This window comes from Desulfosporosinus sp. OT (genome assembly GCF_000224515.1).
GTDB lineage: Bacteria > Bacillota > Desulfitobacteriia > Desulfitobacteriales > Desulfitobacteriaceae > Desulfosporosinus.
Window position 1 is genome coordinate 1 of record NZ_AGAF01000024.1, and the last position, 11,026, is coordinate 11,026.

At 38.7% G+C, this 11,026-nt stretch carries 11 protein-coding genes and 1 pseudogene; 2 read left to right on the plus strand and 10 right to left on the minus strand.

From position 1 onward, the window contains the following. Positions 1-890 precede the first annotated feature (890 nt). Positions 891-1,826 carry a DMT family transporter gene (locus tag DOT_RS01970; protein ID WP_009613473.1) on the plus strand — a complete coding sequence of 312 codons (936 nt, stop codon included), beginning with the start codon at positions 891-893 and terminating at the stop codon, positions 1,824-1,826. 264 nt (positions 1,827-2,090) lie between these two features. Here DOT_RS01970 and DOT_RS01980 read toward each other — a convergent pair. The 5 genes and pseudogenes from DOT_RS01980 to DOT_RS02000 all read right to left on the minus strand — a co-directional run. Continuing rightward, positions 2,091-2,225, minus strand: a pseudogene (locus DOT_RS01980) (nucleoside triphosphate hydrolase); the annotation flags it as partial. A gap of 13 nt (positions 2,226-2,238) precedes the next feature. After that, positions 2,239-2,424, minus strand: coding sequence for a hypothetical protein (locus DOT_RS01985; protein ID WP_040410968.1), 186 nt, complete (start codon positions 2,422-2,424; stop codon positions 2,239-2,241). A gap of 377 nt (positions 2,425-2,801) precedes the next feature. Further along, the gene (locus DOT_RS01990) at positions 2,802-3,737 is read right to left on the minus strand and encodes a hypothetical protein (RefSeq protein ID WP_040410973.1); all 936 of its coding nucleotides are present in this window, start codon (positions 3,735-3,737) and stop codon (positions 2,802-2,804) included. A gap of 434 nt (positions 3,738-4,171) precedes the next feature. After that, positions 4,172-4,687, minus strand: a complete 516-nt coding sequence (locus tag DOT_RS01995) for a DUF2812 domain-containing protein (protein ID WP_009613477.1) — start codon at positions 4,685-4,687, stop codon at positions 4,172-4,174. Between the two features lie 4 nt (positions 4,688-4,691). Then, positions 4,692-5,009 carry a helix-turn-helix transcriptional regulator gene (locus tag DOT_RS02000; RefSeq protein ID WP_009613478.1) on the minus strand — a complete coding sequence of 106 codons (318 nt, stop codon included), beginning with the start codon at positions 5,007-5,009 and terminating at the stop codon, positions 4,692-4,694. A gap of 357 nt (positions 5,010-5,366) precedes the next feature. Here DOT_RS02000 and DOT_RS02005 point away from each other — a divergent pair, with 357 nt between their 5' ends. Further along, positions 5,367-5,639, plus strand: coding sequence for a hypothetical protein (locus DOT_RS02005; RefSeq protein WP_009613479.1), 273 nt, complete (start codon positions 5,367-5,369; stop codon positions 5,637-5,639). 365 nt (positions 5,640-6,004) lie between these two features. Here the strand turns inward: DOT_RS02005 and DOT_RS28225 are convergent, their stop codons facing one another. The 5 genes from DOT_RS28225 to DOT_RS02030 form a co-directional block, all read right to left on the minus strand. Continuing rightward, positions 6,005-6,244: a putative DNA repair enzyme domain protein gene (locus DOT_RS28225; RefSeq protein ID WP_009613480.1), complete on the minus strand. Its 240-nt coding sequence runs from the start codon at positions 6,242-6,244 to the stop codon at positions 6,005-6,007. A gap of 587 nt (positions 6,245-6,831) precedes the next feature. Next, positions 6,832-7,299, minus strand: a complete 468-nt coding sequence (locus tag DOT_RS02015; protein WP_009613483.1) for a short-chain alcohol dehydrogenase family domain protein — start codon at positions 7,297-7,299, stop codon at positions 6,832-6,834. 131 nt (positions 7,300-7,430) lie between these two features. Next, the gene (locus tag DOT_RS02020; protein ID WP_040410970.1) at positions 7,431-8,888 is read right to left on the minus strand and encodes a HAMP domain-containing sensor histidine kinase; all 1,458 of its coding nucleotides are present in this window, start codon (positions 8,886-8,888) and stop codon (positions 7,431-7,433) included. Further along, positions 8,889-9,542, minus strand: a complete 654-nt coding sequence (locus tag DOT_RS02025; protein WP_009613487.1) for a response regulator transcription factor — start codon at positions 9,540-9,542, stop codon at positions 8,889-8,891. A gap of 101 nt (positions 9,543-9,643) precedes the next feature. Beyond that, positions 9,644-10,450, minus strand: a complete 807-nt coding sequence (locus tag DOT_RS02030) for a hypothetical protein (RefSeq protein WP_009613489.1) — start codon at positions 10,448-10,450, stop codon at positions 9,644-9,646. Between the last annotated feature and the right edge of the window lie 576 nt (positions 10,451-11,026).

Here is an 11,026-nt window from a genome sequence, read left to right on the forward strand (position 1 = left end):
TTTGGATTCCATAACAATACCCTTCCAACAAATCGCCTTAACGTGCTATTGCATTATAGCAGTAGCAAATGGGAACAAATAGTCTATTCTTACAATTTTTTATATGTTATAATTAAAGCAAGAAGAATGTAGAAAACCCTTCCTTTTGTTATATCATTGTCTTTCCCATAAATATGAACTAACGAACTTTTCCCAATTGCCCTGCAAATAACGATCTAACCCGACGGTCAGATTAGAAACAGGGTACCTACTTTTAATCAATTTCTTAATTGTCGCTACAGCCTGTTCTTTCTGCTCCCTGTTTAAGCTCAACCCCTCAGTTCCAGAATTATTTCAAGCCACCGTTGCACTGTGAACGGTGGCTTGTTGTTTTCATGCTGTACGGCGCAAAATTCGAAGATTTCTCGTCCCTTCGGCACGACGATGATTCCTCCCTAACAGAGCTCCTCTCTTTCCAGATAATACTTCTTCGAGATTATCTGGCAAAATCCTGCACATGCCAATCTTCCTTGATTATATATGTATAATTATCTTTACCAAAGTAAATAAAATAAAGCCCTATAATACTGGGGCTCAAAGTCTTCTTCATTCCTGTATTTACGCAATTATGCAAAAATAAGCACATGTAAAGAAGAAGATACATCGCCTCAACCATTGAGATCATCTTACCACCCCATTACTAAATAGGTTCGCCTAACCGTCCTTCGCCAACCTGCACAGCGACGAATTTGGCTACCTCGTCCGGGGCAAAAAACGCATAAAATAGTATGAGTAAACCACTAGAAAATTTCTTCTGTTATTTCTTAACTGATACTCAATGAACTACTTCGATTTAGGAACAATGTAGTATAATGGGTTATTGTCAATCATGTTAATAGAAGAGGGAAATTATGACAAAAAATGTATTGAAGGCCAATTTAGCCATGGTTGCTGTAATAATTATTTGGGGAATTTCTTATGTTAGCATTAAGGCAACTCTTATTGAAATTCCCCCTATCACAATGGCACTTATTCGTTTTATGATTGCCTCCTTAATACTCGGGATGATTATCCGAAGAGTTGAACCAAAGGCGAAACTAGATAAATCTGATCTGCCGAAAATGGTTTTAGGCGGGATTTTTGGCATCACCTTATATTTCATCCTTGAAAACATCGGAGTCAAATTTACCACCGCAACAAACGCTTCCCTAATCGTTTCCGTCGTTCCAATTATTACAATAACCTTAGATGTACTATTCTTCCACGGCAAGATATCCTTAATAAAGCTATTGGGAGTTGGCATAGCCATAGGGGGTTCTTACCTTGCTGTTACCGCCAATGGTAGGGTTGAACTAAATTCCGCCCATTTTATTGGCAATATTTTAATGATTGCTGCAATGCTGTCATGGGCATTTTTTACTTTGGTCAATAAGTCTCTTCAAGAAAAATATTCGGGGTTATTTTCAACTGCCTACCAAACGATCTTTGGAACCCTGTTATTTATTCCTTTGTCACTTTTCGAGTATAAAGAATGGAAACTGGTTTCGCTTATAGCATTAGGTAACATTTTATTTCAGGCAATTTTTTGTTCATGTGTAGCCTACTTATTGTATAACTATGCCTTGAAACGTTTGGATGTGGCTCTAACAACCATCTATTTAAATCTGATCCCAGTTGTTGGAGTTCTCAGCGGTTACCTTATTCTCAAAGAACGTGTTTTAGCCATCCAGCTTGTCGGTGGATTAATAACACTTCTTGCCATCATAATTATCAATTTTGAATTAGGAACTCCGCGGAAAAACTCGTTTGATAAAGAACATGCTCGAACAACTGGAACTTCCCAGTGAGGGAATCCTCGCCTTTCGATACTACGCTCATAGCTCAATTCTACAAAGCCCTTAAAGACAGGCCTTACCAAGTTTTTGGCATCTATACGGGGAAGAGCATTAAGGCGCTTGATCACGTTTTGAATGCGCTCGCGAATCTCGTCGGCGCCCAGATCTTGCAGGCGCTGTTCCACCTGAATTAATAAATCTTGCAAGTTTGGGCTTGATCTCTAAGTTCGTTCATTTCCCCCAGAGTTTATCTACGGCCTAAGAAGTTGTTCATCTTGTCTTGCCCGTGCCGTTGGAGCCGAGCAGGGCGAAAATACTGCCCCTTTCCACCTCAAAATCTACGCCCTTCAGGACTTGAAGCTGCTTGTAGGACTTTTGCAAACCTTTCACTTGAATTGAATTGTTTTGCATATTCTTCGCCTCCTTATATGACAGTAACCTTTGACAAATCGGCCTCAATGCCTTTGAGCGCGGCATTAGTCAGCTTATCCATCACCGCACCGTCAAAGCAGATGGCTTTGATGGCACGATAATATTTTTTAGACAAGGTAAACGCCGAAAGGAAGGACACATTTTTGAGTGTCGCGCCCTTAAACGAAACTTCATTCAATGCGGCTTTGTCTTGACCCCGATAAAGGTCTGCCCGTCAAGACACAGTCCCCGCAGGTTAGCCCGAATTAGAGGTTATAAGAAATAACCGCAATCCTTGGCAGGGGCGGTTATTTCTTCTTTATGATCAAAAGATAAAACTTGTCCCTGACTATTCACAGGGTTAAGGCCGCCTCATACAACGAGGCGGCCTTATTTGTTCCGAAGGTCATAGCAAACTCTAAGCAAAAGCCAGCAGTATTTTAAGCAAAATACATACATACTAAATGAATCTTTCAAGTAATATGTCTTCAATATTTCTTCTTGCATCGATGACTGCAAGCACCCATATGGGTAACCGCACTTTCGAGACCACTAACTAAAATTGTTATTCATAATTCAAGTTATAGTTTTCCCAGCCAGGTAGCTCTTTACGGTTTTTACATCGTTATTGTTCTTTGAATCGTTTATTTCTTGATCCAACTTCAGATCATTAGCAAAAGACCCATCAGCTTTTTGAAAGTAGACGGTAGCTAATGGAACATCCCCTTGTCCAGCATAACCATCATCAATAATGATGATGATATCTTTTAGCCCGTCTTTACTCACATCTTCAAATAAAACCGCTTTAACGTCTACCATATAGGGGAGGGTTGCCTGAAAATTATTAAGGATATCCCCGTTTTCATCGGTTAAATAAAATACTGCCGGTATATGGCTGCCTCCTGTCAATTTTCCGGATACAAATTTAACCTTGCCCCATGAATTTAAATCCACCATGAAGGATTGATTCTCAATGGGACTAAAGCCCTCTATATCTTTAAGATTATACGGAGCGAACTGGAAAGTTCCTACCGGCGGCTGCGCTTTACTATCCTGTGCTTTTTTCGTAAGGGTGATAGTCGCTTCCATCTCATTGTTTGGTTCAAAGACCAATTTAATAGTTCCCTTATTTTCTCTCGAATCAGTGAACTGACATTCAGCCGTATCATTAATCATTATTCCGTTTAAATTGGCCGAAGCATTAGGGTACGATGGAGCAGGACCGACCACCATGAGTTCTCCCGTTATTTTTCCATTTTCAATTTTAGAAATAGAAAAAGACACTTCGTTTCCGAAGTTTTTATCAGCATCATTTTTCTTAACCCATGTTTTTTTAAGGTATTGATGGTAATCAATTGCCTCCCGGGTTGGAGCGGGCACGGAAGGTTTGGCAGTCTCCACTGCGGGGGATTCCTCCCTGGGTTGTTGGGTGTTATTAGTTGGAGCTGTTTTTCCACATCCTGCTACAATCAAGGCAACTAGCATTGCTGCTAAGAGTATTTTGCTTTTCATTTTTGCCTCCGTTTTAACCCTATCCAGAATGGGGTGAAATTTGCCTCTGACTCTATCGCCGCTCACATACGCCCCTAACACAAAACCAGATATTATAATAGGGATAAATCCAATAATCAGCAAATAATGGTCCTTTACTATTTCGACGAACGTCTTACTTTTCCTTCCACCAATCACTAGGCCTTTTAAAACTATACACATAGAAAAGTTGGTGGTAAATTGCCCTACATGGAGAAAACTGCACCAATATGGATAGTTAAATATATTATTTATAAGTTTATAGGTACAAATAGGTGCGTACTTGTATATTCACTCCTTGCTTTATAATAAAGTGTCTGCCTGTGATAACAAGGATTAAGTAAATTATAGGAGGCGATAGCTAAGCCGAAGGGAAACTGTTTAAATCATCTTGCAGTTTGGGTATTTAAGACATCCTACTTTTTTTCATTGCTTAATTGTTCAATTTTCCATTTGCATTTCCAAACTACATTTAAGATGGCTAAAGATATGACCCCCAGTAAAAGGGTAAAAATTCCGAATATGAAATTACCGATGCGGATTGTAGCTGTGAGTTCCATAAAGAAGCAAATGGCCTCGATAACTAGAAATATTTTAAAGAAGTTTATAATTTTCTTATACAAATAAATTTTTGATTCTGCATCTGTATACATTTCAAAGGGGCCATCTGCTGCCTTTTTCCTCAGGTAGACCCATCTCCACCATTGGTCGATAACTTCTACTCCCAGGTCCTCCATAAACGATGCATAATCCGATTTATTACCGCTCCAATTATCAAGCAAATCTATCTGATAATTATATTCTCCCGGTTCACAAGGCTCAAAAGTATAAAACCCTAGAAAGAATTTTTTAAACGCCCAGCCTTTTAAAGACATTTCTCTCAACCAAACTTCTTCGGCATCTTTATCATAATAGAGTTTGAACTTTAACATTCTTTCATCTCCCTTTATCCATCTTCTTCGCATTCTCTACAAGTTCATTTAACCTATTAACTTCCTTCTCAAATATTTCCCTGCCAATTTTAGTGAGTAAATATTCCTTTTTCTTCCTTGATTCTTTATCCTCACTGAATAAACTTATCCAACCTTTTGTAAGCATAGAGTTAATGGCGCCATACAAGGTGCCCGGGCCTAATACCACCCTGCCACCTGTCATTTCATTTATATCTTGAATTATTCCATATCCGTGGTTTGGTGTGCGTACCGCCAACAATATATAAAATAATGCTTCGGTCAAAGGTGAACTATTATCCAAATCAATCAACCTCCGATCTATCGTTTACCGATATATTAGATATATCACCTTCCGATATATCTGTCAACGATTAATTTTAAAAATTATAACGAAACAATGTAACCTAAAAAAGGCGCCATCTTCTCCGTTATTTCATATATTTGGACGAATCCCCTTATTGGTATTTCGTAGGAATCATGATTATCATTGGCTTGGGCATTTTTCGGACTCAGGCTGGCAATATTTCACAAAAACGTTCCGATAACATATAATAACATCGTGTGTGTTTAGTTTTACGAACACTTTACAAACCGATAATTTAGGTTTAACACTTTTTTGATAGAATGAGTAAAACATGAGCGAATTAAGGAGGTTCTTATGTATTTGCATTTCCGTTCTGAATTATCAAAGTTAGGTCAGGAAATTGAGCACCTATGGGCACCAGAACTGCGTGGTGCTAGTGATGAAGCAACATTCTTTGCCACTAAAGGAAAAGTATTGGATATTCTAAACGTATTATACGGTGAAAAATCCAGAGAGTTCCGAGTGGTCAAACTGACAAGTTCACCAGCCACTGTCGTTAAAGTCGTAAATCATATCATTCGCAGATCGGACATGAACTCACCCAGTTCTAATGTTGTCAACCTGTAATTTATTCGACCTAAAATTAAAAGCAGGTATAAGCAAAACAAGATGAGAGGAAAATCGCCTCTCATCTTGTTTGCTTATAGGGACAAATTCAATTCTTTCTACGTACCCGCATCGTGTGTGTTTAGTTTTACGAACACGTTACAAACATGCAAATTATGTCAAACATTTGTGGAACAGACCGGATGTAAAAGGGCAACCGTGCTAGAAACCCTTTATTACCCTTTATACAATTTTTGCCCTGCAACGGAAGGCAGTTTCCTATGAAACAATCCTTTGGCATCGTTGTACCTGTAATCTATACACTGTTGGACCTCTAGGCATTTAATCGATACCCCGCTCCCCAAACCGTTTCTATGATTTTGGGCTTACCAGGGCATTGTCTGTAATTGAGCCAAATCCAAACTTCCGTCCACTATACTGCTGGCGATTTCTTTGATATATACCGCTTTTTTCAGGGATATTCCGCATGTTTGTATCGTTTCGGCTGGTAGTGAATTTATGTGTTCCGGCATTACCGGCGCAAACATGCTTTGAAAACGCTCCCAAATGGTTTCTTGGGCTTTTGTGGATATTTGTTGCCCAATAATTGAGTTGATAAGCGCCATGAACATATCGGCAAGTTTTGAAACAGAGAGTTCCGTGAGAGGGCATAACCTTCTTCAATCCCAATCGTCCCGATGGGGAAGTCATAAAAATACACGTTTTTCACAATTACACTCCTTACTTTGTCATGATGTCCTAAAACATACTAAGTTGGTTGAATATTTGGGACGGCGTTGTGCGATCAGTTATGATTTCATCGCCCCGTGGATAGCCAGTAATCATCGGAGCTTTTGGGTCATGCACAGCCACACGCCGTTGTGCTGTTTCTGACTTGACGAAGCATAACAATAGGTACAGCCTCGCATGGACGTTTCACCTCCTGAAATAGGTGTTTCCGATGTGAAGTATAGCATAGTTGTTTTTGTTAAGTCTTACTCGTTTTCAAGATGTAATTCTTAACAGGTGTGATTGGTGCCAGGGCGCGATCAATTCAAGCCTAACCATATGATTAAACGGGATACCTCTCGGCATCCCGTTTACGGTTCAAGTTATTCTAAGCAACATCTAATGTAGCCTTTCATCTTCCATAGCTCCTTTCTTTGATGTTTAATACTCAATAATTAGAAGTTTCCTTCATATATATATTTACTCATTCTATAAAACCTCTACGTTGCAACAATTCTTTAGTTTCATTCCAGAGTTTATTTTGCATAGTAATATCTCCGCCAGGGTATGCAGGAATAATAGACTTGCCGCTTCCAACGTTAAAATAGCCACCGGTCACTCCTTGATATTGCGTCCCTACAATTAAATGAGTAATAATGTCAGCTCCTTTACGTGGATCTCCGATATGCAAAAATCTTAAAATGCGTTCAAGAGCAGTAGCAAACCAAAGCTCACGTCCGAGACCAGTCACATTAAACCCTGGATTTAGTGCATTAACAGTGACTCCAGTTCCAGATAATTGAAGTGCCAGTTCCCCGGTAAACATAATATTAAGAAGTTTGGTTTTCCCGTAAAGCGCAGAGGAACCTCTAGAAGTAAAAGTAGAGGTATCTGTCAGATCCTCTGGAAGCTTAAGTTTACCATGGTTGCGTGATGCTTCGGAAGGAGACAAAGATTAAATTTTTACAAACCATTTCTCTCAAAATTTTAATTCTTCTTCTGTCCTCAAGTTGCAAAGTAATTATCGTAATAAAGTAAATGCAGTATCTACTTAAGTTCCATAATCAAAATTTATAAGAATTGTTACGGTTTATCGTTTTCCATATTGGAGTCATCCTGATTAAAACTAATTTTTATCGTTGTACCTTCGTTCAGCTTACTTTCTATTTTAAGTTCAGCATCATGAATTTTGGCGATTTCTGCACATAAGGAAAGCCCCAGGCCTACCCCGCCATTTGCCCTTGATCTGGATTTATCAGCCATATAGAATGGCTCAAAAACCTGTGCTATGTCTTCTGCAGAAATACCAATCCCCGTATCTTTGATTTCCAGAATTATAGTTGCTTCTGTATCCCTATGCAAGCTTAGGGCTATTTTATCCCCGCTCTTCGAGGCTTTAATTGCATTGTCAACCAGGTTGGCCAGTAAAATCTTCATCAAATCCTTATTCATCAAAAGACGAAGAGGCTCGACCGATAATTCTAGATCGATATTTCTCAGTTCCAACTTGGGGGTAAAGGAATTTTTAAGATCGATGAAAAGCTCTTCCAGGTTCTCCTCTTTCATCGCAAAATCTTCTTTCCTCAGGACAATCAGATCCATTAAGGTCAAGGCCAGTTTCTCCAATCTTTTTCCTTCTTCATAGATAAAGCTTAACGAGTTGATAAAAATCTCTTCATCATATTTATTGGTTCGGAGATAATCAGCATAGCCAATGATGGAGGTTAAGGGAGTCCTTAGCTCATGGGCCAGGTTATCAATAAACCGTTGCTTGTCCTCTGAGATTTTTTCCAGCTGGTTTATTTTGTCTTCGACCACGCCAGCCATAGCATTGAAATTTTCGGACAGCAATCCAATCTCATCATTGGACATTACCTTGACTCTGGCGCTGAAATTCCCCTCGGCTATGGTCTGGGTTGATTGGATCAGCTTATTAATGGGCTTTACAATAAATTTACTTAATACGATGGTTACGATGACCAAAATTCCTGAGACAAGAATATTTAATCTGAGCAGAAGGTTTAACAGGTTTGCCCGATTGTTATAAATACTCGAAATATCCTTAGCATAAGAAACCTTATAGGGATTGTGATCCAAATCAACTTTCTTCGTTATAAATAAATACGTCTTATCCCCCAAATCCCGGATGATGTAATTGACTTGATCGGAAGCTATGTTTAATTCATCCCGCTGGGTTATGGTGCTAATTTTTAAATTACTGAAAATAACGTCATTATTTTCATCGATCACATCCAAATATAAATCCTGTTCTCGCAGATTGCCCAGATAGGTATTGATCATGGCATCGATGCTTTGTTTATCCACTTCAGCTGCCTGGGAATCTGAGGATTTTTGGGCTTTTAGCAGGTATAAATTGGATTCTAAAGAGGTACAAAATCGATTCTGTTCACTTATACCGGAGTCAATCGCCATACTGGTATTCAGCTTAAAATTGCTGTTAATCAGATATAAGCAGGCAGGAATAAAGAAAATTTCAAAGACAATCAGCGTGGACAAAAATATCTTCTGCCAAAATCTCATTTATTCCTCCAACCTGTATCCCAATTTAAATACAGTTTTAATTTCATCTTTCCATTCCAGCTTTTTTCTTAACTTTTGGATATGGTTGTCTATGGTCCGGGTTTCCCCGATATAATCATAGCCCCAAATTTTTTCTAAGATTTTATCTCTGGTTAATACGAGATTTTTATGTTGGACTAAGAACACCAATAATTCGAATTCTTTGAGAGTAAGCTCAATCAGTTCTCCGTTCTTTTTAACCTGCATCTCTGCCAAGTATATTTCCAGGTCTTTAAAATGGATCATGTTGCTCTTCTTATTGTAATGCCTTAAGACATTTTCAATCCTAGCCAGTAATTCAATGCCCTCAAAGGGTTTCGTAATATAATCATCTGCTCCTGCTTTTAAGCCATATACCTTATCGGCAACTGAACTTTTAGCCGTTAAGAAAATAACCGGAATCCCTAACCGTTTAATCGTTTCGAATAACGTAAATCCATCAACTTTGGGAAGCATAACATCCAGGAGTATTAGATCAAAACTCTCTCTTTCAATCACATTGAAAGCATCTTCGCCGTTCAAAACGATGGAACTCTCATACTGGGCTGTATTCAAATTTAATTGGATCAAATTGGCTATGGGGACATCATCCTCAATAATTAAAATTTTTATCATCGTATAAACCCTCATCCTTTTTAACAGTTAGATGGATTAAGCGCCAGTAAAGGCAATTAATCCATCTAATCAGTCATATTATTAGCTTCTTACCTTAATTCTTATTTCACTTGCAGTTCCCGGAAATTCTCATCATAGTCTTTTTGGACTGAAGGTAAGGTGATTAAGCGATCATAATTGATTTCATAGCCTAATACGGAGTAATCTTTCAGATTAAGGGTCATCCATACATCTCGTCCGTCTTCCAGATCGCAAAAGGCTCTGATGGTTCCGAAGTTTGCGGTCTTAGTCACTTTTATCGTATTGCACTGAACATTTTTCCCCAATTTACCGAAAAAGTTTATAACCGCGGTTTGAACTTTCGCATCATCAATGACTGCTTTAAAACTTCCATCAATGTTTTTCGAAGCCATCAACGTAACTATTTCGCCTGTTTCTTCATTGATGACGATACTATTTGAAGCTGGCATAGGCTCTTTTAAGTTAGCTGCCGGAATAAACTGGACATTGATTACATTGGCAGTATGTTTTTGGGCGTTTTCTTTCAATACCGCAGCGTCTTCCTTTGGATATAAATCCATAAAAAACTTGAAGTCGTCTTGGGCATTCGTTCTAGTAATATGAGCTTCACCAAAAGAATTAGCATCCAGCCCCATATAATCCTTCATAGCCTTCGCAGCAATATTTACCGCTTCTTCATCACTGATCTTTCCTTTCGTGATATTGATTTCATCCCCTGTTTTTCCCTCAATAGACTGGTTTATACCATTCACTTCAGATTTGCTTGCTAGGGTTACAACCTTGTTTTTAGTCGAGTCAACAGTGCTTTGACTGGCATAGGCAATTGCAGTGGCACCGCCTATGATGGATAGGGTCAATGTAAAAACGAGTATATTTTTTTTAATCATCTAATAAACCTCCAACTGTTTTTTTGGGGGGTTCGTGCACTAAACCCCTCATGCAGTTTTAGTATAGTGCGACAATATGTAGAAAGTATCGTTCAGATGTCACCAAGTTGTAAAATCTATAAAGACGCATAATCTGCGACAATACATATACCCTGTGTTGAAGTCAGGTTTATCATCTTTATGAAACATTAAAAGTCCACAACAGCAGTTCGACTATTGCAAACCATGGCAGAGAAGCGAGATATTTCATTACAACTGGGTAAAAGCCCAAGTCATAGCAAACAGATATTATTTCATAAAGCTTATTACAACGGAAGGCATAATCGTAAATTGGCGAGTTTGGCGGTATCGATAGAATCATTGCTTTTCCGAATTATTTACATTTCACTGCCAATACTAATGTTGATGTGATATCATGGCAGTGACGCACAAAACAACTCTCGCGTTTTCTCTCATTTCTATCCCACTGTCCATTTAGACCATAAGCTACTTTAATCGCTTCGCATTATCGTAAGAAAGACGGTCAGCCAAAAATATGCCCTGCCGTCCATTCTCCATATAATAAATAATGCACTC

Bases quoted from the DNA above. Each gene is read 5' to 3' on its own strand.
- DOT_RS02005 (WP_009613479.1), top strand. From the start codon at position 5,367: ATGTATTTGCATTTCCGTTCTGAATTATCAAAGTTAGGTCAGGAAATT.
- DOT_RS01990 (WP_040410973.1), bottom strand. From the start codon at position 3,737: ATGAAAAGCAAAATACTCTTAGCAGCAATGCTAGTTGCCTTGATTGTA.
- DOT_RS28225 (WP_009613480.1), bottom strand. From the start codon at position 6,244: ATGGCGCTTATCAACTCAATTATTGGGCAACAAATATCCACAAAAGCC.
- DOT_RS01970 (WP_009613473.1), top strand. From the start codon at position 891: ATGACAAAAAATGTATTGAAGGCCAATTTAGCCATGGTTGCTGTAATA.
- DOT_RS02030 (WP_009613489.1), bottom strand. From the start codon at position 10,450: ATGATTAAAAAAAATATACTCGTTTTTACATTGACCCTATCCATCATA.
- DOT_RS01995 (WP_009613477.1), bottom strand. From the start codon at position 4,687: ATGTTAAAGTTCAAACTCTATTATGATAAAGATGCCGAAGAAGTTTGG.
- DOT_RS02020 (WP_040410970.1), bottom strand. From the start codon at position 8,888: ATGAGATTTTGGCAGAAGATATTTTTGTCCACGCTGATTGTCTTTGAA.
- DOT_RS02025 (WP_009613487.1), bottom strand. From the start codon at position 9,542: ATGATAAAAATTTTAATTATTGAGGATGATGTCCCCATAGCCAATTTG.